The sequence below is a fragment of the Dyella humicola genome (genome assembly GCF_026283945.1).
GTDB classification, from domain to species: domain Bacteria; phylum Pseudomonadota; class Gammaproteobacteria; order Xanthomonadales; family Rhodanobacteraceae; genus Dyella; species Dyella humicola.
In genome coordinates, this window is record NZ_JAPDPC010000001.1 from 1,524,830 (window position 1) to 1,550,663 (window position 25,834).

Consider the following 25,834-nt stretch of genomic DNA (forward strand, 5'->3'; position numbering starts at 1 on the left):
TGCGACCCCAGCTACGGTATCCTTGCCGCCCCGCAGGGCGCCCGTGGCTGCGCGCCGCCTCGAAACCTAAGGATTTCCGATGACCATCAACGTCACCTTCAATACCAACCGCGGTCCGATCCATCTGCGCTTGCATGACGACAAGACCCCGGTGACCGTGGCCAGTTTCGTCAACCTGGTCCGCCGTGGCTACTACGATGGCCTGTCGTTTCATCGCGTCATCGCCGATTTCATGGTCCAGGGCGGCTGCCCGGAAGGTAGCGGCCGCGGCGGCCCGGGCTACCGCTTCGAAGACGAGTTCAACCCTTCGCTGCGTCATGACAAGCCGGGCGTGCTGTCGATGGCCAATGCCGGTCCGCGCACCAATGGCAGCCAGTTCTTTATCACCCATGGCGCTACGCCGTGGCTGGACGGCAAGCACAGCGTGTTCGGCGAAGTGGTCGGGCCGGAAGATCAGGCCGTCGTCGACGCCATCCGCCAGGGCGACGTCATCGAGAAGGTGATTCTTGAAGGCGACGTCGACGCACTGCTGGCCGCCCAAGCCGAGCGCGTCAAGGAATGGAACGACGTGCTCGACCAGCGCGGCTAAGCGCGCTTTGTCGTGCTGATGTGAAGAAGCCGCCGTTCTCGCGAACGGCGGCTTTTTTTATGCCTCGCGCTGTCATGGCAGCGTACCGAACAGAAGCCTAGAATTCATGGGCTCCACGCGATCTGCGTCATCCCAAATTCCAAGGAGATGTAGCCATGTCATTTTTGAATGATCTGCTCGGTGGTGGTCAGGGCAATGCGGCCGGTGGTGCTTCGCTGATTTCAGTCGCCGGTGCGCTGATTGAAAAAGCGGGCGGAGTGCAGGGACTGGTGGCCATGCTGCAGCAGCATGGACTGGGCGAAGCCGCGCAGTCCTGGGTCGGCAACGGTTCCAACCAGCCGGTATCCAGCGAGCAGCTTGGCCAGGCCCTGCAGAACGGCGGCCTGGGTCCGGTGGTACAAGAGGCAGCAGGCAAGCTGGGCGTCGATCCGGGTCAGTTGCTGGGCCAGCTCTCGCAAGTGCTGCCGCATGCGGTCGATCACCTCACACCCAACGGTGAGGCCCCGGCTCCGGGGCAGGGCGGTCTGGACCTGGGTTCGCTCGCCTCGCTGGCGGGCAAGCTCTTTGGTAACAACGCGGCCTGAGCATCGCTCGTGCGATGGATATCGGCGGTGCGCAAGGCACCGCCGATATCGAGGTGCGTCACGTCGAGGCGTTGCGCCTGAACAGGAAGTGGTAAATCGCCAGCAGAATGACCGCGCCGCCGATCGATCCCAGGAAATGCACCAGGCCCGTTTCGCCCCACCACCCGAGCTTCTCCCCGATATAGGTGGAGAGGAACGAACCGGCGATGCCCAGGATGGCGGTAATGATGAACCCCATCGCTTCTTTTCCCGGCGTCAACGCCTTGGCGATGATGCCTACAACCAGACCGACAATGAATACCCATAGCCAATGCATATTCGTGTGTCCTTGGTGATTGTTCGAAAGACCCCCTGAACCATGCTGCCGAGCCGCCCCCGGCCAGCCCCGTCGTCACGTCCCATCCGCTTTGCAGCGGGCGGTAGCGGCTTGCGCATCATGCAACGTTCACCACCCGTCCGCACAGGGTATTTCCAGGCCAGCGCGGCATGGACAGGCAGATGGCGCACCGCCGCATGCTAAAATCGCCCGGTTTGCTGCCTTCGTCCCCCCATACACGAGGAAGTCATGCCCCAGCTCGCCCAGCGTGTCGGTCGCGCCAAACCCAGCGCGATCATGGTCATCGCCGAAAAGGCCAAGCAGCTCAAGGCTGCCGGTCGCGACATCATCAGCTTCTCCATCGGCGTACCGAATTTTCTTCCTGGCGAACATGTCTATGCCGCCGCGCGTGAATCGCTACAGCACGATTCCGGGCAATACGGCAGCAACCGCGGCGCCGATGCCTTGCTGGATGCGTTTCTGGCGCATATCGAAAAGCTGGGTTTCACCGGCTATGGCCGCGCCAATCTCTCCATCGGCATCGGTGCCAAGCAGGTGCTGTACAACCTGGCCGAGGCCTTGTTGAACGAAGGTGACGAAATCACCTTTGCCGCACCGTACTGGACCACCTACCGCGACATCGCCGACATCCTTGGCGCCAAGGTCAACGTGTTGCCGTGCCCGCCGGAGCAGAACTACAAGCTCACGCCCGCGCAGCTCGATGCCGCGCTGGCACGCAAGCCCAAGGTGTTCCTGTTCAACAACCCGTCCAACCCCACCGGCATGGTCTACACGCGCGAAGAAATCGCTGCGTTGGCCGAGGTGCTGGTGAAGTATCCCGACACCTGGATCATCACCGACGACATCTATAACTCGATGGTGTTCGACGGCATCGGTTATCACAACTTCGTGCATGCGAGGCCGGAGCTCAAGGATCGCTTGATCTTCGTTGACTCCGTGTCCAAGACCTACGGCATGCCGGGTTGGCGCGTAGGTCTTATCGCGGGTCCGGAAGTCGTGGCCAAGGCCATCACCACGCTCAATTCCAATCACATCACGAGCCTGCCTGAAGTCATCACCGCTGCGGCCATCGCCGCGTTCGGCGGCCCGCAGGATGTGCCGCAGGCCAAGTGTGAGGAATTCGCCGGCAAGCGTGACATCGTGGTGGCTGCGTTGCGCGCGATCCCTGGTGTGGTGTGCCCGCGTCCGCAGGGCGCGTTCTACGCTTTCCCCGATATTTCCGTGGCGTTTGGCAAGAGCCACCACGGTGTGCGCATCAACAGCGATGTCGACTTCTGCGCTGCGCTGCTCGAAGCCAAGGGCGTGGCCTGCGTGCCGGGCTCGGCCTTCGGCGAGCCGCGCGCCCTGCGCATTTCCTATACCTGTCCCACGGCACAGTTGCAGCCTGGGTTGGATCGCATTCAGGCGTTCTTTGCTGAATTGACCTGATCGGTATCGGGCCCATGCTGCAAGGCATGGGCCTTCTTTTATGTCTAGTCGTGTATCTAGCCAAGTTGAAGGAGTTACCCTGATGAAAGCCCCCGTTCGAGTTGCCGTTACCGGCGCAGCCGGCCAGATCGGTTACGCCCTGCTGTTCCGCATCGCCGCGGGCGACATGCTGGGTCCTGACCAGCCGGTGATCCTGCACCTGCTGGAAATTACGCCGGCACTGCCTGCCCTGCAGGGCGTGGTCATGGAGCTCAACGATTGTGCGTTTCCGACGCTGGCCGGCGTGGTTGCCACCGACGACGTCAATGTTGCGTTCAAGGACGTCGATTACGCCCTGCTGGTCGGCGCGCGTCCGCGCGGCCCGGGCATGGAGCGCAAGGACCTGCTGGAAGCGAACGGCGCCATCTTCGGCCCGCAGGGCAAGGCACTGAACGATCACGCCAAGCGTGACGTGCGCGTGCTGGTGGTCGGCAACCCGGCCAACACCAATGCGCTGATCGCGCAGCAGAATGCCCCGGATCTCGATCCGAAGTGCTTCACTGCGATGGTCCGTCTCGACCACAACCGTGCGCTGTCGCAGCTGGCTGAGAAGACCGGCAAGCACAACACCGACATCAAGAAGATGACGATCTGGGGCAACCACAGTTCCACCCAGTACCCGGACCTGCACCACGCCACCGTGGGCGGCAAGGCTGCGCTGTCCCTGGTCGACCAAGCCTGGTACGAGAGCGACTTCATCCCGACCGTGCAGCAGCGCGGCGCGGCGATCATCAAGGCGCGTGGCGCTTCGTCGGCCGCCTCGGCTGCCTCGGCTGCCGTCGACCACATGCGCACCTGGGCACTCGGCACCGCCGAGGGCGACTGGGCTTCGATGGGCATCCCGTCCGACGGTTCGTACGGCATCGCCCCGGGCGTGATTTACGGCTACCCGGTGACGGTGAAGAACGGCAAGTACGACATCGTGCAGGGTCTGGCGGTCAACGACTTCTCGCGTGCCCGCATGGACGCCACCGACAAGGAATTGCGTGAAGAGCGCGCCGGCGTCGAGCACCTGTTCGCCAAGAAGTAAGCATCGGGTCACACGCGTACTGCGTGCGATTTGACGGAATGGGCGGCTTCGGCCGCCCATTTTTCTTTGCACCCGCCGCGTGCGCCGAATCACTCGCACGAGAGGGCTGTCGACGCGGCCATGGATGGGTAGAATCCCCAGATCGTCCATCGGAAACTCGACATGAAACAACTTCTTGCGATCGCTGCCTGTAGTGTCTTGCTGACTGCCTGTGGTGGTGCCCATGGCTTGCGCGACAGCACGCCGAAGATGAGCAGCCGCACCACCAAGGACGTGCCGACCTACCTCGAGTGCGTACGCGCGAAGTGGGCCGAGACCGCGCAAGTCAGCCTGTCGAACAAGAAGGAAGAGGGCACGCTGTCGGCCAGCGACAAGACGGGAGCGCACGCACTGCTGAACGCAACGGCTGATGGCACCGGCGCCTTGGTGACGATGTACGAGCGCCAGAGCGAGAAGAAGGACTACAACTCGAGCTACCGCGACGCAGCGGTCTCCTGCCTTTGACGGTCCTGACGGCGCGATGATTTCGTTCCCGGATCGATCGCCGCCAAGTCTCGACCAAGGTCGCGAGGCCCGCTTCACGTTGCTGATCCAGGCTAGCCTGGATCAGCAACCGAAGGAGCAGGGAGGCGCGATGCGTTACGAGGAATTTTACCGGCAATCGGTGGAGCAGCCCGAGCAGTTCTGGGTCGAGCAGGCGCAACGGATTCATTAGCGTACGCTGCCGCGGCAAATTCTCGACGCCTCGAATCTGCCGTTCCGCCGCTGGTTTGTCGGCGGCACTAGCCATCTCTGTTGCAACGCCGTCGACCGGCACCTGACCGAGCGTAGCGGATAGCTTGCACTCGTTGCCATTTCCACCGAAACCGGCATGACGTGCGAGCTCACCTATCGCGATCTTCATCGTCAGGTGAATACCTTCGCCGCGGTGCTTTGCTCGCTGGGCGTGGGATACGGCGATTGGGTCGTCATCTACATGCCGAACATTGCCGAAGCGGCATTTGCGACGCTTTCATGTGCCCGCATCGGCGCCATTCATTCCGTCGTATTCGGTGGTTTCGCAGCGCACAACCTGGCCCTGCGCATGGAAGACGCACAGCCCAACTTGCTGATCGCCACGGACGCTGGCATGGGTGGTGGCAAGGTCTTTCCCTGCAAGCCGCTGGTCGACGCGGCGCTCGAAGAGGCGCGGCATCAGCCGGCCCACGTACGGTTGATCGATCGGGGACTCGATCCGCCAATGACGCGCGTCGCCGGGTGCGATCTTTACTACGCCAGTTTGCGTGCCTCGTATTGAAGGGGCAGGTGCCCGTCGTGTTTGCCACACTCAGGCAAGGTGTCACGGAGGAGCTGCGCGCCGTGGCGAAGGCGATGCAGCAGCGGCTGGTCGAACAACTCGGTGGCGTGGCCAAGCCCGCGCGGGTGTATGTGGTGAACGTGCTGCCCACGACACGCTCCACCAAGGCCTGCTGCGACGTTCACTGCAGACCTTGGTGGAGCACGATGATGCGGGCGATCTCTCGACGCCGGATGATCTAGGGGCGCTGGACGAGGTTCGGCGAGCACTCAAGCGCGGCCCGGAGCAAGACGGCTGAGCCGTTGCATGCTTTTCCCTCTCCTTTTTTGGGGGGGCGCAGGGCAGGGCCAGGGGCCAAGCTGGCGATCGGGACGGTTCGAAGCGGGCTTCGTTTTGCTTTCAGCTCCGCCGGGAGCACCCCCCTCATTCCAATCGCTGCTCTCCGATGGGACGGTCTTCGGGTCTCCCAGAAGGGAGCAGGGGTGAGCGCCACGAGCCACGTATAGCGCATGCAGCGTTCGAAACTTTTCATGCTGCCGCGCAACAGGGTTTGCACACGTGGTGCGCTAAAATCGATGCTTTAACGCGGAGGTTCCATGGCCCAGCTCGCATCCCCCGGCGCGAAGTTTCGCGCTGCTCTCGCGGCCGAACACCCCTTGCAGGTGATCGGCGCCATCAACGCGAACCACGCCTTGCTCGCCAAGCGCGAGGGTTATCGCGCCATCTATCTGTCGGGTGGCGGTGTGGCCGCTGGTTCGTTGGGCCTGCCTGATCTGGGCATCAATACGCTCGATGACGTGCTTACCGACGTGCGCCGTATCACCGACGTATGCGATCTGCCCTTGATGGTGGATATAGACACCGGCTTTGGTCCAAGCGCCTTCAATATTGCACGCACGGTCAAGAGCCTGATCAAGTTCGGCGCGGCGGCCTGCCATATCGAAGATCAAGTCGGGGCCAAGCGGTGTGGTCATCGTCCGGGCAAGGAAATCGTGCCCGTGAGCGAAATGGCTGACCGAGTGAAGGCTGCGGCAGATGCCAAGACCGATTCGGATTTCTTCCTGATCGCCCGCACCGACGCCATCGCGGTGGACGGCGTGGATGCAGCGATCGAGCGCGCGATCGCCTGCGTCGAAGCCGGTGCCGATGGCATCTTCGCCGAGGCGGCCTACGACCTGCCGACTTACCGCCGTTTCGTGGATGCGGTGAAGGTGCCGGTACTGGCCAATATCACTGAATTCGGCCAGACCCCCCTGTTCAGCGTTGAGGAGCTTGCCTCGGCCGGGGTCGGCATCGTGCTCTATCCGCTTTCGGCATTCCGAGCCATGAACAAGGCGGCGGAGAATGTCTACACCGCGATTCGCCGTGACGGTCACCAGCGCAATGTCATTGACACGATGCAGACGCGCGAGGAGCTTTACGACCGTATCGGCTACCACGAGTTCGAGCGACGCCTGGACGATCTCTTCGCCAAGAAGGGCTGATCGGCTGTCCCGTGATCCACGCGGCAGCATGTTGCCGCCCATGTTTGATCTTGCATGTGTCTTCAGGAGATGTACCGAATGACTGAGCAAACCCTTCCCAAGCCGAAGAAATCCGTCGCCCTCTCCGGCGTGGCTGCCGGCAACACCGCGCTTTGCACGGTGGGCCGCAGCGGTAACGATCTGCACTATCGTGGTTATGACATCCACGACCTGGCGGCCAAGGGGTGCTTCGAGGAAGTGGCTCACCTGCTGGTCCACGGGGTGCTGCCGAACTGGGCCGAGCTGAATGCCTATCGGGCCAAGCTCAAGCGCCTGCGCGGCCTGCCGGCACCGGTGAAGAGCGCGCTGGAGCTGCTGCCGGCCGCCACCCATCCGATGGATGTGATGCGCACGGGTTGCTCGGTGCTCGGTACCATGCTGCCAGAGAAGGACGACCACAACGTCACCGGCGCGCGCGATATCGCCGATCGCCTGATGGCGAGCTTCGGTTCGATCCTGCTCTACTGGTTCCACTACAGCCACAACGGCAAGCGCATCGAGACGGAAACCGAGGACGAATCGATTGCCGGGCACTTCCTGCACCTGTTGCATGGCAAGAAGCCAAGCGAGCTGCATGCGCATTCACTGGACAAGTCGCTGGTGCTGTACGCCGAGCACGAGTTCAACGCGTCCACTTTCACCGCGCGTGTCATTGCCGGCACGGGTTCGGACATGTATTCGGCCATCACGGGCGCCATTGGCGCGCTGCGTGGCCCGAAACACGGCGGCGCCAATGAAGTGGCGATGGAGATCATTGCGCGCTATCGCAACGCGGCAGAGGCGGAAGCCGACATCCGCGCCCGCGTGGAGCGCAAGGAAATCATCATCGGCTTCGGCCATCCGGTTTACACCGTGTCCGATCCACGTAACGAAATCATCAAGGAAATTTCACGCAAGCTCTGCACGGAGGGCGGCAATCCGACGCTGTTCGACGTGTCCGAGAAGATCGAAAAGCTGATGTGGGAACAAAAGAAAATGTTCCCCAATCTCGATTGGTTCTCGGCTAGCGCCTATCACATGATGGGCGTGCCAACCGCCATGTTCACGCCGCTGTTCGTCATCGCACGCACGTCCGGCTGGAGCGCGCATGTGATCGAACAACGCGAGGACGGCAAGATCATCCGCCCCAGTGCGAACTACATCGGTCCGGAAGACCGGGTGTACGTGCCGATCGAAAAGCGCTGAAATCACGCCGATTTCATGCCATGAAAAAAGGGAGCCAATGGCTCCCTTTTTTTTCGTCTTTTGTTTAGGTTCAGGACCCTGTACGACATTGCTATCGTTTTGTGTGCATGGGTGTAACGCGGTTGATACACCCACCTACATGCAAGCAAAGTTGTTGGCAATGTTCCGCAATACCTTGTTTTGTCGACCACTGCTGTCGAGCGAGTCGAGCCATATTCACGATAGGCCGATCTACGGTGTAACAGGTATGAATCAGCTTTGTCCCATGGCAGCCTGACCAATACCAGAATCAACCATCAAGAGCATCGTCAAGTACCTGATTTCTTGAGCATCACGTAGGTGAACACGGTTACCGTCCAAGTGGCACGCATGTTGCGATCACGATGTGCTGGGTCGGCAACTCCAGCAACACAGGGGGTCACCGCATCGTTCCAGGAGTAATGACTATGCGTAAGACTCTAATAGCAACTGCGATAGTGCTGGGACTGGGCTTGGCTCTCCCCGCATTCGCAAGTGACAACACCAATACCGCTGGCGATTACAGCACCCAAAGCAACACCACCAGTGAGGCGAACCCGATCACCATCACCACTACTGACTCGTTCAATACCAGCAGTGTCGAGTCCAACAGCACCTTGTCCGGCACCGTAAGCAACTTGAGCGTCTCCTACATTGGCAACTATGTGTCCAATGAGGGCGACGCCAATGGCGGACGTGGCGGCAACGGTGGCAAGGGCGAGGGTGGCAAGGGTGATGGCGGCAAGGGCGGCTCCGGCGGTGACGGCGGCAACGCTCATGCCCGTAGTGGCCATGCCGGCGGCAGTGGCGCCAACAGTGGCGGACAAGGGTCGTTCTCCGGCGCGGCTGGTGGCGATTCTGATGGCGACAACTACGCCAATGCTCATTCGCGCAATCATGGTTCGGGTAGCAGTGGCGCCGCGACTGGCGGAAACGGCACGTGGGCAGGCGGAGCCGGGACGGCCGGAGCCGCTACGTCGACCAGCGGTGCAGCCACTTCCACTGGCGGTACCAGCGGCGCAGCGACGGCCGATGCCGGTGCAGGCGCAGCGGGTGGTGCCGGCGGTAGCGGTACGGGTGGTGCTGGCACGGGTGGCGCGGGCGCAGCCGGTGGTGCAGGCGGTTCAACCTCCGCCAACGGCGGTACCTTCGACATGTCGAACAACATGGGCGGCGCAGCCGCAGCGGCGGCCGGCATTTCGATCCTGGCGCAGAACAGCGGTGCGGCATCGCTGGTGCAACAGGGCGTGAGTGTTCAGGCCAATCTGACAGTCCATTGAGTAGTAGGGACACGGCACGGCGGGATTTACACCCCACCGTGCCGGTTTGTCGCCGCTGATTGGGCGAGGAGGATCGCGATGAGGTGTCCTCGCGGTCGGTGTGGTGGTCTGCAACTTGGGAGAGGTTACCGTGCGTATCTTCCGTCAGATGCTTGCTTGTGCCGCGCTGGGCGTGGCTGTAATGCCCGCTGCCGTTCTGGCTGACGACGACGGCATTCCGCCCGCCTACCTGATCACGGGTGATGATTCGCCCGTGGGCGTGTATGTGGCTGCGGTGCGATGCGATTGCAGCAATGAGGCGGAGGACCTTGGGCAGGCGGTCGACGGTACCACGCTGTCGAACTCGAGCGGTGGCACGTCGGTGACACAGAACACGACGTTGACGGGCTCGCAGTCCAACGATTCCGCCGACCATATCGTCTCGGGATCCAACCTCATTACGGGCAACTCATTTGCTGGTGAGGCGGGCATCCCTGTGGTGATCCAGAACTCTGGCAGCAACGTATTGATCCAGAACGCGACTGTCTTAAATGTAGAGTTCAAGCCGTGAATAGATTCGCGGCGCTGCTGGCGGTACTGGCGGCGCTTTCGTCCGGAATTCATGCCAGTACGCCGGTGGGCGTGCTGGGCGGGCAGGGCAACACCTATACAGTGCACCTTACGAGCCTCAAGGAGGCGCGTTACAAGAGCACCTTGCACCAAAAATATGATTTCAGCTGCGGCTCGGCTGCGGTGGCCACGTTGCTGACTTATCAGTACGGCTATCCCATGAACGAGCAAGTCGCGTTCGAGCAGATGTATACGCACGGGGACCGCGCGAAGATCAGCAAGGAGGGCTTTTCGCTGCTCGACATCAAGCGCTTCCTGGGAGCCAATGGGTTCGAAGCCGACGGTTTCAAAGTGCCGCTCGACCGACTGGAGAAGGAGAGACTCCCCGCCATTGTGTTGATCGACGACAAGGGCTATCACCATTTCGTGGTGATCAAGGGCATCCGCAATGATCGCGTGCTCGTGGGAGATCCTGCGCGGGGCACGCGCATCATTCCCATCGATCACTTCATGACGTTATGGAAGAACGGGCTTCTCTTCGTGATCCACAATCGCCGAAACTTGGCGGTGTTCAATAGCCCGAATGACTGGAAGGTCGCTCCGTTGGCGCCGTTGGACACCAGCATCGACCGCAACGGTCTCTTCAACATGGTAATGCCCAAGCGCGGGCCGGACGACCTCTGAGGGCATGGCCATGAAGCCGATCATCCGCATCATTTGCTTGAGCACGGTTTTACTGACCGGCGGCCCCGGGATTTACGCTGCGCTGGCGCAAGAGTCCGCACCGTTGTCTGCGACCCCTCCGGTGTCCCCACAGCAGCTGTCCATCGTTGCGGCTCAGCACGCCAGCGAAACCGGCAGCAGCAGCGAAATGACTGGCTGGACTGCCGTCAGCGAGGACACACTCGACGACATGCGTGGTGGCTTCGACCTGGGCAACGGGCTGGTGGCGTCCTTGGGTATCGATCGCGCCGTGTATGTCAACGGCGACCTGGTCACGTCGACCAGCTTCAATATCCCCGATATCTCGCACATCACCACGACGCAGGCCGCGGCGCTGAATACAGCGCTCAACTCGGTCTCGCTGACCCAGGTCGGTCCGAACAATACGTTCGATCCCGGGTCACTTGGCCACACTACGGCCGCAACGGTCATTCAGAACACGCTGAACAATCAGAACATCCAAAGCATCACCACCATCAACGCTTCATCCAATTCGCTAAACGCATTCCGGCAGGCGAATTTTCAGAGTGCGTTGCAGCAGGCCGAGCTGCAATCGTTGGGGCACTGATCGCCATGGAACGCACGCCATCCGAAGTCGCTGTTTTTCTTTCGAACGCTGCAGCCCATGGTTGCAGCGCGCTCGTACACCATCGACCTTAATCAGAGAATCATAAGGAAGCATGATGCGATACGCAGCGAAGCGATACCTATGGTCGGCAGGGTGCGCGGGCCTGGTTGCACTGGGCGCCCCCGTTGCAGCTCAACAAGGCGCGGCATCGCAACCGGCCCCGTCAGCAACGCAATCGGTTCCAGCAGCGCAACCGGCCCCGCCAGCAACGCAATCGGTTCCAGCAGCGCAACCGGCGCCTGCAACGCAGGCTGCTCCAACAGCGCAACCAGCTGGAGCAACAGGAGCATCCACGGCTCCGCCATCCGCGAACGGCGTCGCCTCCGACGACGTACGCAAGAAAGTGGCGGAGCAGGGTGAGCGCATCGATGCGATGCGCAGCCAGATCAGCGCGCAGATCGAGCAGCTCGATGCGATGAAGCACGCCCTGGCGGCGCAGGAAGCCGATTACCAGGCGTTGCGGCACGCGGTGGGTATGGATGAGCTGGACAAGCAGCGCGCGGGCAGCATATCGGCGGGTGGGCCTGGTGCGTCGGCGCTGCCCATGCCGGCGGGCCAGGCACTTGCGTCCAACGCACCATCGACCAGTGGGCAGTCATCTCCGCAATCTTCCGATGCATCAGGTCAGCAGCCGGTCGGCGAGGCGCCGAAGGTCGATACCCGCCCGCCCGAGGTGGCGCCGATCTTCCAGCAACCTGGCGTGTTGACACCAAAGGGTAAGTTCATACTCGAACCGGCTTACCAGTACGAATATTCATCAGCGGAGCGCGTGGCACTGGTCGGTTACACCGTGATCCCGGCGATCCTTATCGGTCTTATCGACGCGCGCCAGGTCAGGACCACCACTCAGATCGGCTGGCTCACGACACGCTACGGCATTACCAATCGGCTGGAAATCGAAGTGCGCGTGCCATATGTCTACCAACATACCGACACGGTGAGTCGTGAAATCTTCACGGGTTCCGCTACCGACGTCGCCTTCGGATCCAGTGGCAACGGAATCGGCGATGTCGAGGCGACGGCACGCTACCAGATCAACGTTGGCGGTCCCGACAAGGCATTTTATGTGGGTTGGCTGCGCTTCAAGTCCCGCACCGGCAGGGATCCGTTCGATGTCACCACGGACTGCGTACAGCGCTGCGTGGAGGCCGTGATCAATGGGACGAATGAGGCGAACCTCCAGGCGACAGGCACCGGCTTGCCCCTGCAGCAGCCGCAAGGCACAGGCTTCTATGCGTTGCAGCCGGGCGTCACCTGGCTGTATCCGTCCGATCCGGTGGTGTTCTTTGGCAACGTGAGCTACCTGCACAACTTCCCACGCAACAACGTCAGCCGAAACATCCTGCTGGGCGGCACGGAGTATCTGGGCAAGATTTCGGAAGGCGACATTGCGGATGTGAGTATCGGCATGGGTTTGTCGCTCAACGAGAGGGCCTCGTTAAGTATCGGCTACGACCAGAGCTTTGTGGGCGTGACCAAGCAGAACAACAAGACCGTGCCTGGCTCCGTGAAAACCGTGCTCGGCACGCTGTTGATCGGTGGATCATGGCGCATGACCGACAAGCGCACGCTCAACTTCACCCTGGGCGTGGGCGTGACCCGCGATACGCCGGATGCGACGGTCACCGTGCGCGTGCCGATGATGTACTAGGGCCAGTTCGCCTATCCGCATGGTGAGCGATTTATGCGCAGGCCTTGGAGCATACTCACCGCTCCGAAGAGCGGTGAGGCGTCGCCGCGGTTAAAGACCTTCCTGCTGCATGGCAGCCTTCACGCCGGCATCGTCAAGCATACGCTGCTGAAAGCGAGCGAGGTTATCCAGTCCTTCCAGGTTTACACCCTTGGCCATGGCCCAACGCAACACCACGAAGAGGTAGGGGTCGGCAAACGAACGTGTACCGGTCAGCCATTCCCGGCCGGTCAGTTGCGCATCCAGTCGCTCGTAGTAGGCGCGCAACTTCGCTAGCGCCGTGCTGCGCAATGCTTCCTGTGCGGCTTCACCCTCGACGAAACGTTCCGGTCGGAACACTGGGCGAAATGCTGGATGCAGATCTGAGTTGATATAGGCCAGCCAACGGTTCACTTCCGCGCGGCCGCGAGCGCTGCCGTCACCGCCCAGGCCGGATTCCGGGTACTTGTCCGCCAGATAGTTGAGGATGGCTGCATTCTCGGTCAGTACCCAACCATCATTCTCCTGTAGCGCCGGTACGACGCCGCCCGGACTGATGTTGAGGTACGCCGGGGAGCGCAGTTCCTCACGTTCGACACGATGCGTCTCAAAGGGCTGGCCAATCCATTCCAGTGCGATATGGTCGGCCAGCGAGCAGGCGCCCGGCAGGTAATACAGCTTCATGCGTTGTTTCCTTGGGCTGGTGAAGCTGTCCAGTGTCGCCGGTCGGGCGACTTCGCCTCAAGCTTCGTTAAGGCGCCGCGCTTGCTTACGTTGTCCCAACCAGCCAGTCAGGCAGACGCCGATGACCAGCAGCGCGTCTAGTGTCCACTTGGCCCACGGGTTGGCCTCGAACCAGGGTGCCACCCAGTGGTCGTGCGCCATCATGCGAGCGGCTGTCCAGGCAATGGCTGCCGCGCCGATGTAGACGATGATCGGGAAGCGCTCGATCAGGCGCAAAATCAACGACGAACCCCACACCACCAGCGGCACGCTGATCGCCAGGCCGATAACCACAAGTACGATCTGACCATCGGCGGCACCGGCGATGGCCAGCACATTGTCCAGGCCCATCAAGGCGTCAGCGACGACGATCGTGCGCATGGCCGTCCAGAAACTGCTCGCAGCGTCGACCCCATGCGCCGGTTTCGCCTCGGTTTGCAGGAGCTTCCAGGCGATCGGCAACAGCAGCAGGCCACCCGCCAACATCAGGCCGGGTAGCTCCAGCAGATAAACGACGACGCCGGTGAGCGCGATTCGCACGGCGACAGCGCCGACGGTGCCCCAGAGGACGGCCTTCTTCTGTATTTGACGGGGGAGGTTGCGCGCTGCCAGCGCTATAACGATCGCGTTGTCGCCCGCCAGTACCAGGTCAAGCAGGACGATGGCGAGCAGGCCAGAGAGAAAATCGGTCGCGATGAATTCCATAGAGGGGTCTCTGCGCGTCGGACAGATGCAGCAACAACGGACACGCGCGGCCCGCGATTACTGCAAAAGTCTCGTTCGCGGCAGAGCCGCTGCAGTGACCGGAGCGGAGTCTCGCTCGTGATGACGACCACTGCATGGGTACAAAGAAGCCGTACCCTGGAACTACTCCCTTTTGGGGTCAGTATTGCGCCATTGTCGATGTCGTTATGCATGTCAGTCAAGCCAAGCGCCATGTTCCTGCCCTACGGCCAGAACAAACTTTTGAGCACGCTCGCTGGAACCGCGAAGGTGCGTGAATCACACCCTACTTGTTGGGGGGGCGCGAACGCGGGCTTCGGCTGGGTCGCGCCCGAGAGGGTGCGTTACAATCAGCGGCTGATTGTGTGATTTTTTGATCGTGCCTTAGTCACGGGTGAAATCTTCGCCTAGGTCGCCGGCACGGGGACTTCAAGTGTTGCGACGCGGGCGAGGTAGCATTTCCATGTGCCCGCGCGTGCCCCGAGTGTCTGGCCTGCGCTGAGTCGAGGCGTTTATCTCCAGGGTTCTGATATATATGAATACCGTCTACCGCCAATCCCTTCCCGGCACGTCGCTGGACTATTTCGATGCGCGCGCCGCCGTGGACGCGATCCAGCCGGGCGCCTATGACGCGCTGCCGTACACCTCGCGCGTGCTCGCCGAGAACCTGGTGCGCCGTTGCGATCCGGCGATCCTCACCGAGTCGCTCAAGCAGCTCATCGAGCGCAAGCGCGAGCGCGATTTTCCGTGGTTCCCGGCGCGCGTGGTGTGCCATGACATCCTCGGCCAGACGGCCTTGGTGGACCTGGCCGGCCTGCGCGACGCGATCGCCGAGCGCGGTGGCGATCCGGCCAAGGTAAATCCAGTGGTGCCGGTGCAGCTGATCGTCGATCACTCGCTGGCGGTGGAATGCGGCGGCTTCGACCCGAACGCGTTCACGAAGAATCGCGCCATCGAGGATCGCCGCAACGAAGATCGCTTCCACTTCATCAACTGGACCAAGAAGGCGTTCGAAAACGTCGATGTGATCCCGCCGGGCAACGGCATCATGCACCAGATCAATCTGGAGAAGATGTCGCCGGTGATCCAGGTGCAGGACCGTGTGGCCTATCCCGATACCTGCGTGGGCACCGACAGCCATACACCGCACGTGGATGCGCTCGGCGTCATCGCCATCGGCGTGGGCGGCCTGGAGGCAGAGAACGTGATGCTCGGCCGTGCCTCGTGGATGCGCCTGCCTGACATCATTGGCGTCGAGCTCACCGGCAAGCGCCAGCCCGGCATCACCGCCACCGACATCGTGCTTGAGCTCACCGAGTTCCTGCGCAAGGAGAAGGTGGTCGGTGCCTACCTGGAGTTCCGCGGCGAAGGCGCGGGCAGCCTCACCCTGGGCGATCGCGCGACCATCTCCAACATGGCGCCCGAATACGGCGCCACCGCTGCGATGTTCTTCATCGACGGCCAGACCATCGACTACCTGCGTCTCACCGGTCGTAGCGACGAGCAAGTCAAGCTGGTGGAAACCTATGCCAAGGCCGCGGGCCTGTGGGCCGACATGCTGGCGCATGCCCAGTACGAGCGCACGCTGACGTTCGACCTGTCCTCGGTGGTGCGCAACATGGCGGGCCCGTCCAACCCGCACAAGCGCCTGCCCACCGCCGATCTCGCCGCGCGCGGCATCGCCGGCCAGTGGCAAGAGCAGCCGGGCCAGATGCCCGATGGCGCGGTGATCATCGCCGCCATCACCAGCTGTACCAACACGAGCAACCCGCGCAACGTGATCGCGGCAGCGTTGCTGGCGCGCAACGCGAATGCGCGCGGGCTTACCCGCAAGGCGTGGGTGAAGAGTTCGCTAGCACCCGGCTCCAAGGCCGTGGAGCTGTATCTGAAAGAGGCGAACCTGCTGCCGGAACTGGAGAAGCTAGGCTTCGGCATCGTCGCGTTCGCCTGCACCACCTGCAACGGCATGTCCGGCGCGCTCGATCCGGCGATCCAGCAGGAAATCATCGATCGCGACCTGTACGCCACCGCGGTGCTGTCCGGCAATCGCAACTTCGACGGCCGTATCCACCCGTATGCCAAGCAGGCCTTCCTGGCCTCGCCGCCGCTGGTGGTGGCCTACGCCATCGCCGGCACCATTCGCTTCGACATCGAGAAGGACGTGCTTGGCGTCGACGCCAACGGCCAGCCGGTGACGCTCAAGGACATCTGGCCGTCGGATGAAGAAATCGACGCGATCGTGTCTTCCAGCGTGAAGCCTGAGCAGTTTCGCAAGGTCTACGACCCGATGTTCGCGCGCACCGGGCACACCGGCACGAGCGCTGCGCCGCTGTACGACTGGCGCCCGCAGAGCACTTACATCCGCCGTCCGCCGTACTGGGAGGGTGCCCTCGCGGGCGAGCGCACGCTCACGGGCATGCGTCCGTTGGCGGTGCTCGGCGACAACATCACCACCGACCATCTGTCGCCGTCGAACGCGATCCTGCTCGACAGCGCCGCAGGTGAATACCTTGCCAAGATGGGCTTGCCGGAAGAGGACTTCAATTCGTACGCGACCCACCGCGGCGATCACCTCACCGCGCAGCGCGCCACCTTCGCCAACCCGACGCTGCTCAACGAGATGGCCGTGGTCGATGGCGAGGTGAAGAAGGGCTCGCTTGCCCGTGTGGAGCCGGATGGCAAGGTCATGCGCATGTGGGAAGCGATCGAAACCTATATGGACCGCAAGCAGCCGCTGATCATCATCGCGGGCGCCGACTACGGCCAGGGTTCGTCGCGCGACTGGGCTGCGAAGGGCGTACGCCTGGCTGGTGTGGAAGCGATCGCGGCCGAAGGCTTCGAGCGCATCCATCGCACCAACCTGATCGGCATGGGCGTGTTGCCGCTGGAGTTCAAGCCCGGCACCAACCGCAACACGCTGGGCATCGACGGCACCGAAACCTTCGACGTGCTGGGCGCGCGCACGCCGCGCGCGGACCTCACCCTGGTCATCCATCGCAAGAATGGCGAGCGCGTCGAGGTGCCGGTAACGTGCCGCCTGGACACCGCCGAGGAAGTGTCGATCTACGAGGCAGGCGGCGTGCTGCAGCGGTTCGCGCAGGACTTCCTTGAAGCTTCGCAGGCGGCCTAATCGTTTTTACCCGTCATTCCTGCTTTCGCGGGAATGACAGGTAAATCGAGGTGCACCGCTCGTGCCGCCTCGCGTTTGGGACTCTACTCGCGCATTGCGCGCTGGCTTGGTCCAGTCATCACAGGACAACATACATGGCATCGCTTCCCCAGCTCCGCATTCCCGCCACCTACTTGCGCGGGGGCACCAGCAAGGGCGTGTTTTTCCGCCTGCAGGACCTGCCCGAGGCTGCGCAGGTGCCGGGCGCCGCGCGCGATGCGCTGTTGCTGCGCGTGATCGGCAGCCCCGATCCCTATGGCAAGCAGATCGATGGCATGGGCGGCGCCACGTCCAGCACTAGCAAGACGGTAATCGTGTCCAAAAGCAGCCGGCCGGACCATGACGTGGATTACCTGTTCGGCCAGGTAGCGATCGACAAGGCGTTCGTCGACTGGAGCGGCAACTGCGGCAATCTCTCGGCGGCGGTCGGTCCGTTCGCCATCGCCGCAGGCGTGATGGACCCGGCGCGCGTACCGCGTGATGGCATCGCCACCGTGCGTATCTGGCAGGCGAACATCGGCAAGACCATCCTTGCGCGTGTGCCGATGACCAACGGCGCCGTGCAGGAAACAGGCGATTTCGAGCTCGATGGCGTGACCTTCCCCGCCGCCGAAGTGCAGTTGGAGTTCATCGATCCGGCCGCCGAGGAAGAGGGCGCAGGTGGGGCCATGTTCCCCACCGGGCACCTCGTCGACGACCTGGAGGTGCCGGGCGTCGGCACGCTCAAGGCAACCATGATCAACGCTGGCATTCCCACCATTTTCGTCGAGGCCTCCGCGATCGGCTACACCGGCACGGAGCTGCAGGACGCCATCAACAGCGATTCCAAGGCGCTGGCGATGTTCGAGACCATTCGCGCGCACGGTGCGCTGCGCATGGGCCTGATCAAATCACTCGACGAGATCGCCACGCGCCAGCACACGCCCAAGGTGGCCTTCGTCGCTGGACCAGCTGATTACGTCGCGTCGAGCGGCAAGCCGGTGGCGGCGGGCGACATCGATCTCCTCGTGCGTGCGATGTCGATGGGCAAGCTGCATCACGCCATGATGGGTACGGCAGCGGTGGCCATCGGCACCGCGGCGGCCATTCCAGGCACGCTGGTGAACATGGCCGCAGGCGGTGGCGAACGTCAGGCGGTGCGCTTTGGCCATCCGTCCGGGACGTTGCGAGTGGGTGCCGAGGCGGCGCTGGTTGACGGCACGTGGACGGTCACCAAGGCCATTATGAGCCGCAGCGCGCGCGTGCTGATGGAGGGCTGGGTGCGCGTGCCTGTTGGGTGAAGCCGCTTGCTCGCTACGGTCACGGCGACATCGTTAGACAACCTCGATAAGAGTTTGCGTCAAGCGAACGAGTAAGATCATCCGGGCACGATGGCGGTTTCCCTGTTGCCACGAGACGAGCCTCATGAGTGTCCATGACATCCGCTCGGCCAAGCGCCCAGACCCCGATCAGCCGATGGTCGACGTCGCCAACTACGTGATCGACTTCAAGATCGATTCGAGCGAGGCATACGACACCGCGCGCTACATGCTGCTCGACTCGCTGGGCACGGCCATGCTTGCGATGAAGTTCCCGGAGTGCGTCAAGCATCTCGGCCCCGTCGTGCCGGGCGCCACTCTGCCGGACGGTGCGCGCGTGCCAGGTACCAGCCACGAACTGGACCCGATGCAGGCCGCGTTCGCCATCGGTACGCAGATCCGCTGGCTGGATTTCAACGACACCTGGCTGGCGGCCGAGTGGGGCCATCCGTCGGACAACCTCGGCAGCATTCTGGCCGTGGCCGACTACCTCAGCCGCAAGGCCGAGCGCGAGGGCGGCCAGCCGCTGACCGTACGCGACGTGCTGACCTATGCCATCAAGGCGCATGAGATCCAGGGGTGCTACGCGCTCAAGAACAGCTTCAATCGCGTGGGCCAGGACCACGTGATCCTGGTGCGCCTGGCGTCCACGGCCGTCGCCACGGCCATGCTGGGCGGCACCCGGGAGCAGATCATCACCGCCGTGTCGCATAGCTGGATCGACAACGGCGTGCTGCGCACCTATCGTCACGCCCCCAATGCCGGCCCGCGCAAGAGCTGGGCTGCGGGCGATGCCTGCCGTCGCGCCGTGATGCATGCGATCAACGCGGTTTACCGCGGTGTGGTGGACTACCCGTCGGCATTGAGCGCCAAGACCTGGGGCTATTACGACGTGGCCTTCAAGGGCAGGGAGTTCGAGTTCGAGCGCCCGTTCGGCAGCTACGTGATGGAGAACGTGCTGTTCAAGATCAGCTACCCAGCGGAATTCCACGCGCAGACCGCAGTGGAGTGCGCCATGCAGCTGCACGGCGCCGTGGCCGGCAAGATCGACCAGATCGAAAAGGTGGTGATCGAGACCCAGGAAGCCGGTGCCCGCATCATCGACAAGACCGGCCCGTTGGCCAACTACGCCGATCGCGACCATTGCATCCAGTACATGGTGGCCGTGCCGCTCATTTTCGGCCGCCTCACCGCTGACGACTATAACGACGACGTGGCTGCCGACCCCCGTATCGATGCCCTCCGCGACAGGATGGTGGTCAGCGAGAACCCGCTGTTCACCAAGGACTATTTCGACCCGGACAGGCGTTATATCGGCAATTCGGTCCAGGTATTCTTCAAGGACGGCAGCAGCACGGAGAAAGTGGCCATCGACTTCCCAATCGGCCACCGCAAGCGCCGTGCCGAGGGCATCCCGGTCCTACTCAAGAAGTTCGAGGCGGCCCTGCGCGGCCACTTGCCGGCCCACCGGGTCAAGGCCATTCTTGAGGCCACGGCTGACCCAGCGAGGCTGGATGATATGCCCATTCAGGCTTTTTTGGGGTTCTTCACGTTGTAAAGACGGCGTGAGCTGAAAATGAACAGGCGTTTGGGGTCGATTCGCAATTGTTTAATTTTTGCTAAACTACTCCGCGCCCGTTTCGGGTAACTGAGCTTCATAGGTTCTAAAGTCATGTCCGGGGATTCGATAGGAGTTGGTTTCCACGGCTGATGTAATTCCCGTCTGGGGTGAACGGACGCGCACACCAATAAACGAGGAGACACCTGATGAAACGTAAGGGCCTATACATTTTTATTGCCCTCGTACTGGGCGGCGCAGGTGCCGTTCATGCACAGGACAACACTTCCAGCTCGACGTCGACCACCACACAGTCGACCCCCGCCTCGGGCTATGACGGTCGTTGGTATATAGCCCCCACGGTCGGTGGCTACTACAACGACACCAAGCGCAACACCAATAGCACCCAGTTCTACTATGGCCTGGGCGTTGGTCGGTTCTTCGGTCCGAACTGGTCGCTTGATGTCTTTGCCGATCGCACCAAGCGCACCATCGACGACAGCCTGGGTGGCGGTCGTTGGTCGAACAACAACTACGGCGTAACGGCCCGCTACTACTTCCTGGATTGGAACGCATGGCGCCCGTATCTGTTGGGCGGCGTGATGGGTAGCCAGCACATCACCCAGATCAGTAACGGTTGGGCGCCGGCGGCTGAAGCAGGCGTGGGTCTGTCGAAGACGATCACCGACAGCTCCGATTTCCGCGTCGAAGGCGGCTACCGCTACGACTGGGACAATGTGACGCTGCGCAACAGGAACGGTTACGGCGACTGGTTCTTCGGTGTCAGCATCGTGTCTCGCTTCGGCGAGCCGGCCGCTGCGCCCGTGGTCGCGCCGCCGCCGCCGCCGCCGGATTGCTCCAAGCAATTCCGCAACGGTGTGAACCTGTGCGACAACAAGTGCCCGGATCTGCCGGAAGGCACGATCGTCGGTCCGGATGGCTGCCCGCAGAAGGTTGTGATCGATCTGCGCGGCGTGAACTTCAAGTTCGATCGTCCGAAGAAGGGCGAGAAGGACATCGCACCGTCGTTGGCCGAGCCGACCAAGGACTCGCTGGCTATCCTCGATCAGACGGTCGATACCCTGAAGCGTTACCCGCAGGTGCGCGTGCTGGTGGCTGGTCACACCGACAATGTCGGTACGGCCGAGTACAACCAGAGCTTGTCGGAGCGTCGTGCGAAGATCGTGTACGACTACCTGATCGCTCACGGCATCGATCAGAGCCGCCTCGATCCTCCGGTGGGTTATGGCTTGACCAAGCCGATCGACACCAACGACACGGCCGAAGGTCGTGCTCGCAATCGTCGTACCGAGCTGGACGTTCAGCAGTAATCGCAGCAACTGCAAAGTTGGAAAAAAGAGCCCGGCACTGCCGGGCTCTTTTTTTTGCCTCGTCGCGCATGAGTCGCGACGTTGCTTTCGACGCTTGCGTGCACGGCAATGGGAAAAATCATGTGGGCGTCATGCGCATCTCTTTGTGAGCTTCATGCGCTTTGTCAGTGACGTTTTTCCTGTCGACCTTGCGCGCATGCTCTGGCGACGCACGCTCGATGGTCGACATCGCGCACCTCGGCGAGTCACGACATGATTGCTGGCGGCATGCGCATCAGGAGCGAATTCGATTTGTCGACATGGCTCGCATGCGAAGGCAAATCATGGATTTCTGCTCATGTCGTGCGTGACGAATTGCACTTGTTGGTCGACGTCGCGAGCATGAAAAGCGATTCGTTAGCGACACTTTGTCGCACTCATCAACATGATCGATGCATGCGCAAGATGCGCTTGTCTGAACCACGGTTCACCAACCTCGTCTCGTATTGCGTGCGATGCGCTTAACGATTTTGCTACACTCCGCCGCGCTCACGATCTCGTGAATTTTTTTTGATCGCGACGTGAAGCAAAGGGATGGCACAAATCCCTGGACGTTGAAGTTTGTTTTAGACGCGCGATTTCCGTCTGGGGTGGAATGGACGCGAATACCAATAACTAGGAGACACCAGATGATGAATCGTAAGGGCTTGTACTTCATGATTGCCCTGGCCCTGGGCGGCGTAGGTGCCGTTCACGCGCAAGACAACACCGCCGGTGCTGCCACCACGACCACGCCTAGCTACGATGGTCGCTGGTATATCGCTCCGACCGTCGGCGGCTACTACAACGACACCGATCGCAACACCAACAGCCGCCAGTTCTATTATGGCCTGGGCGTTGGTCGCTTCATTGCCCCAAATGTCTCGATCGATCTGTTCGTCGATCGCACGAAGCGCACCGTCGATGGTAACGCGGCGCTGCAAAATCGCTGGGCCAACAACAACTACGGCGTGACCGCTCGCTACTACTTCGGCGAATGGACTGCATGGCGTCCGTACCTGCTCGCAGGCGTGATGGGCAGCCAGCATCAGAACGCCGTCGACAACGGCTGGGCACCGGCTGCCGAGCTGGGCGTGGGCGTGTCGAAGACCGTCACTGACAGCACCGACCTGCGCGTCGAAGCGGGTTACCGCTATGACTGGGACGACAAGACCCAGCCGAACAAGAACGGCTACGGCGACGTGTTCCTCGGCGTCAGCATCGTGTCGCGCTTCGGCGAGCCGGCTGCTGCCGCTCCGGTGGCTGCTCCCGCGCCGGCACCGGCTGCGCCGGACTGCTCCAAGCAGTTCCGCAACGGTGTGAATCTGTGCGACAACAAGTGCCCGGATCTGCCGGAAGGCACGATCGTCGGTCCGGACGGTTGTCCGCAGAAGGTCGTCATCGACCTGCGCGGCGTGAACTTCAAGTTCGATCGCCCGAAGAAGGGCGAGGCTGACATTCGTAAGTCGCTTGCCGAGCCGACCGCTGACTCGCTCGCGATCCTGGATCAGGCTGTCGACACGCTGCAGCGTTACCCGCAGGTGCACGTGACCGTTGCCGGCCACACCGACAACGTCGGCACCGCCGAGTACAACCAGGCGCTGTCCGAGCGTCGCGCGAAGATCGTGTTCGACTACCTGACCGCGCACGGCATCGCTGCCAATCGCCTGGAAGGTCCGATCGGTTTCGGCAAGAACAACCCGATCGACACCAACGACACGGATACCGGCCGCGCCCGTAACCGTCGCACGGAGCTGCAGGTCAAGCAGTAATCGACCGGTAGGGCAGTACCGAAAAGCCCGGCTTTTGCCGGGCTTTTCTTTTTGTGTGCCGGCATCGGCCCGATGAATCCCGCGACCACGCGGGTACGCCATCGAACTCAACGGCGCACCCGATCGCCCAATCGCCTACCATGTGGCAAGGCGGCTTTCGTCGAGACCCTGTCGTTCGACTACTCATGCGTACTCTCCGACCCAACACCTCAACACGCACAGAGGCTGCACCACGTCATGGTTTGGCGCGCGTGCTCAGCAAGCTCGGAGTGTGTTCGCGCAGCCAGGCCGAAAAGGCGGTGCGCGAGGGCAGGGTAAGTGTGGATGGGAAGGTCGTGCTCGATCCCGAGCGTCCCACCGATGTGCAACGCCAACAGATCCGTCTGGACAACGAGCCCGTGGTGGCCACGACGCGTGTCTACCTCGCGCTCAACAAGCCGCGTGGCATTGTGGTCAGTGCGGCAGACGAGCGTGGTCGCGACACCGTATACGACTTGTTGAAGGATGCCGGGTTACCGTGGCTGGGTCCGGTGGGGCGCTTGGACAAGGCCAGCGAGGGTTTGCTGCTGTTGAGTAACGACAGTGTCTGGGCAGCACAGCTCACCGAGCCCAAGCATCACGTGGACAAGACCTATCACGTGCAGATCGACCGCATTCCGGATCAGGCGCTACTGGATCGGTTGATCACGGGCGTCGTCGAGCAGGGCGAGCGCCTCATGGCCAAACGTGTCGTGCTGCTTCGCACGGGCGAAAAAAACGCTTGGCTCGAGATCGTGTTGGACGAAGGACGCAACCGACATATCAGGCGCTTGCTGGCGGCGCATGAGATCTCCGTGCTGCGGCTGATTCGCGTGGCGATTGGGCCGCTGGCGCTGGGTGAGCTGGCCAAGGGGCAGTGGCGACCCTTGAGCGCTGACGAAGTGCGGGCGTTGGCGACGTCCTAACTCTTCTTCTTCTCCCCCAAGGGGAGAGGACCGAGGTGAGCCCCAAAAGGGGGTAAAGGGCGGGTGCTTGCGGAAGCGCTGCAAACGTGGCCGCATTGCACGGACGGTGTCGCAAGACTCGCCCCTCACCTCAACCCTCTCCCCGGAGGGGAGAGGGAGTCCAGCGATCAGATTACGCCCAGCTTCTTGCCCACCTTGGTGAACGCCGCAATCGCCTGATCGAGATGCTCGCGCGTATGCGCGGCGCTCATCTGGGTACGGATGCGCGCCTGGCCCTGCGGCACCACGGGGTAGAAGAAGCCGGTGACGTAGATGCCTTCGTCGAGCAGTTCGGTCGCCATGGCCTGGGCCTTCTTGGCGTCGTAGATCATCACCGGCACGATTGGATGCACGCCCGGCTTGATGTCGAAGCCCGCCTTGGTCATCTGCTCGCGGAAATAGCGCGTGTTTTCCTTGACCTGATCGCGCAGGTCACCCGCGGCGGCGAGCATCTCGAACACCTTGATGCCGGCGGCCACCACGTGCGGCGGCAGCGAGTTGGAGAACAGGTAGGGGCGCGAGCGCTGGCGCAGCATCTCGATGATTTCGCGCGGGCCGGTGGTGAAGCCGCCCAGGGCGCCGCCGAGGGCCTTGCCCAGCGTGCCGGTGATGATGTCGATCTTGTTCAGTACGCCGTTCACTTCGGCCGAGCCGCGACCGGTGTCGCCGAGGAAGCCGGTGCAATGGCATTCGTCGATATGCACGAGCGCACCGTATTTCTCCGCCAGTGCGGTGATCTGGTCGAGCGGGGCGATGAAGCCATCCATCGAGAACGCGCCATCGGTGGTGATCAGCTTGGTACGCGCGCCCGCCGCGTCGGCCGCCTGCAGCTGCTTCTCAAGATCCGCCATGTCGCAGTTGCCGTAGCGGAAACGCTTGGCCTTGCACAGGCGGATGCCGTCGATGATCGAGGCATGGTTGAGCGCGTCGGAGATGATCGCGTCTTCCTCACCCAGCAGCGGCTCGAACAGACCGCCGTTGGCGTCGAAGCAGGCGGCGTAGAGGATGGTGTCCTCGGTGCCGAAGAATTCGGCGATCTTTTTTTCCAATTGCTTGTGCAGGTCCTGCGTACCACAGATGAAGCGCACCGACGCCATGCCGAAGCCGTGGCTATCCAGCGCGTCCTTCGCGGCCTGGATCACGTCGGGGTGATCGGCCAGCCCCAGATAGTTGTTGGCGCAGAAGTTGAGTACTTCCTGCCCGCTGTCCAGGCGGATCTTCGCCGACTGCGGTGAGGTGATGATGCGCTCAGCCTTGAACAGGCCTTGCTCACGGATCGATTCGAGTTCGCTGGCGAAGCGCGACTGGCCGGGGTAGCTCATGGGGAATTCCAGCAGGGCAAAGGGATATTTTGAGCCCTTGAGGCCGCGCTGGGAAGGA

General features: G+C 62.2%; 24 protein-coding genes and 1 pseudogene. 20 read left to right on the forward strand and 5 right to left on the reverse strand.

Annotation, left to right across the window (positions count from 1 at the left end):
• Positions 1-79 precede the first annotated feature (79 nt).
• Positions 80-589 carry a peptidylprolyl isomerase gene (locus OUZ30_RS06720; protein WP_266181452.1) on the forward strand — a complete coding sequence of 170 codons (510 nt, stop codon included), beginning with the start codon at positions 80-82 and terminating at the stop codon, positions 587-589.
• A 155-nt stretch (positions 590-744) separates the two neighbouring features.
• A complete protein-coding gene (locus OUZ30_RS06725; protein WP_266181453.1) occupies positions 745-1,173 on the forward strand; it encodes a YidB family protein in 429 nt (142 codons plus the stop codon).
• Positions 1,174-1,231: 58 nt separating this feature from the next.
• On the opposite strand, the gene OUZ30_RS06730 is transcribed toward OUZ30_RS06725, so the two are convergent.
• On the reverse strand, positions 1,232-1,489 hold the full coding sequence (locus OUZ30_RS06730; protein WP_266181454.1) for a GlsB/YeaQ/YmgE family stress response membrane protein: 258 nt from the start codon (positions 1,487-1,489) through the stop codon (positions 1,232-1,234).
• Between the two features lie 249 nt (positions 1,490-1,738).
• On the opposite strand from OUZ30_RS06730, the gene OUZ30_RS06735 reads away from it, so the two are divergent.
• The 11 genes and pseudogenes from OUZ30_RS06735 to OUZ30_RS06780 all read left to right on the forward strand — a co-directional run bounded on the left by OUZ30_RS06735 (position 1,739) and on the right by OUZ30_RS06780 (position 11,150).
• Positions 1,739-2,938 carry a pyridoxal phosphate-dependent aminotransferase gene (locus tag OUZ30_RS06735; protein ID WP_266181455.1) on the forward strand — a complete coding sequence of 400 codons (1,200 nt, stop codon included), beginning with the start codon at positions 1,739-1,741 and terminating at the stop codon, positions 2,936-2,938.
• Between the two features lie 82 nt (positions 2,939-3,020).
• Entirely contained in the window at positions 3,021-4,007 is a 987-nt protein-coding gene (locus OUZ30_RS06740) for a malate dehydrogenase (RefSeq protein ID WP_266181456.1), read from the forward strand.
• 162 nt (positions 4,008-4,169) lie between these two features.
• Positions 4,170-4,511, forward strand: coding sequence for a hypothetical protein (locus OUZ30_RS06745; protein WP_266181457.1), 342 nt, complete (start codon positions 4,170-4,172; stop codon positions 4,509-4,511).
• Between the two features lie 130 nt (positions 4,512-4,641).
• Positions 4,642-5,295: pseudogene (locus tag OUZ30_RS06750) on the forward strand (AMP-binding protein); the annotation flags it as partial.
• A gap of 26 nt (positions 5,296-5,321) precedes the next feature.
• Positions 5,322-5,546: an AMP-binding enzyme gene (locus tag OUZ30_RS20405; RefSeq protein ID WP_425601477.1), complete on the forward strand. Its 225-nt coding sequence runs from the start codon at positions 5,322-5,324 to the stop codon at positions 5,544-5,546.
• A gap of 354 nt (positions 5,547-5,900) precedes the next feature.
• Positions 5,901-6,788: a methylisocitrate lyase gene (gene prpB, locus OUZ30_RS06755; protein WP_266181458.1), complete on the forward strand. Its 888-nt coding sequence runs from the start codon at positions 5,901-5,903 to the stop codon at positions 6,786-6,788.
• A 78-nt stretch (positions 6,789-6,866) separates the two neighbouring features.
• Entirely contained in the window at positions 6,867-8,012 is a 1,146-nt protein-coding gene (prpC, locus tag OUZ30_RS06760; protein WP_266181460.1) for a bifunctional 2-methylcitrate synthase/citrate synthase, read from the forward strand.
• 446 nt (positions 8,013-8,458) lie between these two features.
• Positions 8,459-9,310 (forward strand): hypothetical protein, encoded by an 852-nt coding sequence (locus tag OUZ30_RS06765; protein WP_266181461.1) that lies wholly within the window; start codon positions 8,459-8,461, stop codon positions 9,308-9,310.
• Between the two features lie 130 nt (positions 9,311-9,440).
• A complete protein-coding gene (locus OUZ30_RS06770) occupies positions 9,441-9,860 on the forward strand; it encodes a hypothetical protein (protein ID WP_266181462.1) in 420 nt (139 codons plus the stop codon).
• Entirely contained in the window at positions 9,857-10,543 is a 687-nt protein-coding gene (locus tag OUZ30_RS06775) for a C39 family peptidase (protein WP_266181463.1), read from the forward strand. Before OUZ30_RS06770 ends, OUZ30_RS06775 begins: the two co-directional genes overlap by 4 nt.
• Before the next feature lie 10 nt (positions 10,544-10,553).
• On the forward strand, positions 10,554-11,150 hold the full coding sequence (locus OUZ30_RS06780) for a hypothetical protein (RefSeq protein WP_266181464.1): 597 nt from the start codon (positions 10,554-10,556) through the stop codon (positions 11,148-11,150).
• 92 nt (positions 11,151-11,242) lie between these two features.
• Here the strand turns inward: OUZ30_RS06780 and OUZ30_RS06785 are convergent, their stop codons facing one another.
• The gene (locus tag OUZ30_RS06785) at positions 11,243-11,500 is read right to left on the reverse strand and encodes a hypothetical protein (protein WP_266181465.1); all 258 of its coding nucleotides are present in this window, start codon (positions 11,498-11,500) and stop codon (positions 11,243-11,245) included.
• Between the two features lie 83 nt (positions 11,501-11,583).
• Here OUZ30_RS06785 and OUZ30_RS06790 point away from each other — a divergent pair, with 83 nt between their 5' ends.
• Positions 11,584-12,861: a coiled-coil domain-containing protein gene (locus OUZ30_RS06790; RefSeq protein WP_266181466.1), complete on the forward strand. Its 1,278-nt coding sequence runs from the start codon at positions 11,584-11,586 to the stop codon at positions 12,859-12,861.
• Between the two features lie 90 nt (positions 12,862-12,951).
• Here OUZ30_RS06790 and OUZ30_RS06795 read toward each other — a convergent pair whose 3' ends face one another.
• Positions 12,952-13,563, reverse strand: a complete 612-nt coding sequence (locus OUZ30_RS06795; RefSeq protein WP_266181467.1) for a glutathione S-transferase N-terminal domain-containing protein — start codon at positions 13,561-13,563, stop codon at positions 12,952-12,954.
• Between the two features lie 57 nt (positions 13,564-13,620).
• Positions 13,621-14,307: a TerC family protein gene (locus OUZ30_RS06800; protein ID WP_266181469.1), complete on the reverse strand. Its 687-nt coding sequence runs from the start codon at positions 14,305-14,307 to the stop codon at positions 13,621-13,623.
• 553 nt (positions 14,308-14,860) lie between these two features.
• Here OUZ30_RS06800 and acnD point away from each other — a divergent pair.
• From acnD to OUZ30_RS06830, 6 genes are all read left to right on the forward strand, one after another.
• Complete coding sequence (gene acnD / locus OUZ30_RS06805; protein ID WP_266181470.1) at positions 14,861-17,455, forward strand: Fe/S-dependent 2-methylisocitrate dehydratase AcnD; 2,595 nt, start codon at positions 14,861-14,863, stop codon at positions 17,453-17,455.
• A gap of 134 nt (positions 17,456-17,589) precedes the next feature.
• Positions 17,590-18,774 carry a 2-methylaconitate cis-trans isomerase PrpF gene (prpF, locus tag OUZ30_RS06810; RefSeq protein WP_266181471.1) on the forward strand — a complete coding sequence of 395 codons (1,185 nt, stop codon included), beginning with the start codon at positions 17,590-17,592 and terminating at the stop codon, positions 18,772-18,774.
• 124 nt (positions 18,775-18,898) lie between these two features.
• Positions 18,899-20,350 (forward strand): bifunctional 2-methylcitrate dehydratase/aconitate hydratase, encoded by a 1,452-nt coding sequence (locus OUZ30_RS06815; protein WP_266181472.1) that lies wholly within the window; start codon positions 18,899-18,901, stop codon positions 20,348-20,350.
• Between the two features lie 209 nt (positions 20,351-20,559).
• Positions 20,560-21,681, forward strand: coding sequence for an OmpA family protein (locus OUZ30_RS06820; protein WP_266181473.1), 1,122 nt, complete (start codon positions 20,560-20,562; stop codon positions 21,679-21,681).
• Between the two features lie 671 nt (positions 21,682-22,352).
• Positions 22,353-23,471 (forward strand): OmpA family protein, encoded by a 1,119-nt coding sequence (locus OUZ30_RS06825; protein WP_266183119.1) that lies wholly within the window; start codon positions 22,353-22,355, stop codon positions 23,469-23,471.
• A gap of 185 nt (positions 23,472-23,656) precedes the next feature.
• Entirely contained in the window at positions 23,657-24,415 is a 759-nt protein-coding gene (locus tag OUZ30_RS06830; protein WP_266181474.1) for a pseudouridine synthase, read from the forward strand.
• Positions 24,416-24,582: 167 nt separating this feature from the next.
• On the opposite strand, the gene kbl is transcribed toward OUZ30_RS06830, so the two are convergent.
• Positions 24,583-25,776 (reverse strand): glycine C-acetyltransferase, encoded by a 1,194-nt coding sequence (kbl, locus tag OUZ30_RS06835; RefSeq protein ID WP_266181475.1) that lies wholly within the window; start codon positions 25,774-25,776, stop codon positions 24,583-24,585.
• Positions 25,777-25,834: the final 58 nt, after the last annotated feature.

Excerpts from the sequence above, each read along its gene's own strand:
- acnD (WP_266181470.1), top strand. The coding sequence starts at position 14,861 with ATGAATACCGTCTACCGCCAATCCCTTCCCGGCACGTCGCTGGACTAT.
- OUZ30_RS06830 (WP_266181474.1), top strand. The coding sequence starts at position 23,657 with ATGCGTACTCTCCGACCCAACACCTCAACACGCACAGAGGCTGCACCA.
- OUZ30_RS06800 (WP_266181469.1), bottom strand. The coding sequence starts at position 14,307 with ATGGAATTCATCGCGACCGATTTTCTCTCTGGCCTGCTCGCCATCGTC.
- OUZ30_RS06725 (WP_266181453.1), top strand. The coding sequence starts at position 745 with ATGTCATTTTTGAATGATCTGCTCGGTGGTGGTCAGGGCAATGCGGCC.
- OUZ30_RS06730 (WP_266181454.1), bottom strand. The coding sequence starts at position 1,489 with ATGCATTGGCTATGGGTATTCATTGTCGGTCTGGTTGTAGGCATCATC.
- OUZ30_RS06735 (WP_266181455.1), top strand. The coding sequence starts at position 1,739 with ATGCCCCAGCTCGCCCAGCGTGTCGGTCGCGCCAAACCCAGCGCGATC.
- prpC (WP_266181460.1), top strand. The coding sequence starts at position 6,867 with ATGACTGAGCAAACCCTTCCCAAGCCGAAGAAATCCGTCGCCCTCTCC.
- OUZ30_RS06740 (WP_266181456.1), top strand. The coding sequence starts at position 3,021 with ATGAAAGCCCCCGTTCGAGTTGCCGTTACCGGCGCAGCCGGCCAGATC.
- OUZ30_RS06825 (WP_266183119.1), top strand. The coding sequence starts at position 22,353 with ATGAATCGTAAGGGCTTGTACTTCATGATTGCCCTGGCCCTGGGCGGC.
- OUZ30_RS06815 (WP_266181472.1), top strand. The coding sequence starts at position 18,899 with ATGAGTGTCCATGACATCCGCTCGGCCAAGCGCCCAGACCCCGATCAG.
- OUZ30_RS06780 (WP_266181464.1), top strand. The coding sequence starts at position 10,554 with ATGAAGCCGATCATCCGCATCATTTGCTTGAGCACGGTTTTACTGACC.
- prpF (WP_266181471.1), top strand. The coding sequence starts at position 17,590 with ATGGCATCGCTTCCCCAGCTCCGCATTCCCGCCACCTACTTGCGCGGG.
- prpB (WP_266181458.1), top strand. The coding sequence starts at position 5,901 with ATGGCCCAGCTCGCATCCCCCGGCGCGAAGTTTCGCGCTGCTCTCGCG.
- OUZ30_RS06745 (WP_266181457.1), top strand. The coding sequence starts at position 4,170 with ATGAAACAACTTCTTGCGATCGCTGCCTGTAGTGTCTTGCTGACTGCC.
- kbl (WP_266181475.1), bottom strand. The coding sequence starts at position 25,776 with ATGAGCTACCCCGGCCAGTCGCGCTTCGCCAGCGAACTCGAATCGATC.
- OUZ30_RS06720 (WP_266181452.1), top strand. The coding sequence starts at position 80 with ATGACCATCAACGTCACCTTCAATACCAACCGCGGTCCGATCCATCTG.
- OUZ30_RS06820 (WP_266181473.1), top strand. The coding sequence starts at position 20,560 with ATGAAACGTAAGGGCCTATACATTTTTATTGCCCTCGTACTGGGCGGC.
- OUZ30_RS06795 (WP_266181467.1), bottom strand. The coding sequence starts at position 13,563 with ATGAAGCTGTATTACCTGCCGGGCGCCTGCTCGCTGGCCGACCATATC.
- OUZ30_RS06785 (WP_266181465.1), bottom strand. The coding sequence starts at position 11,500 with ATGCTCCTGTTGCTCCAGCTGGTTGCGCTGTTGGAGCAGCCTGCGTTG.
- OUZ30_RS06790 (WP_266181466.1), top strand. The coding sequence starts at position 11,584 with ATGCGCAGCCAGATCAGCGCGCAGATCGAGCAGCTCGATGCGATGAAG.
- OUZ30_RS06765 (WP_266181461.1), top strand. The coding sequence starts at position 8,459 with ATGCGTAAGACTCTAATAGCAACTGCGATAGTGCTGGGACTGGGCTTG.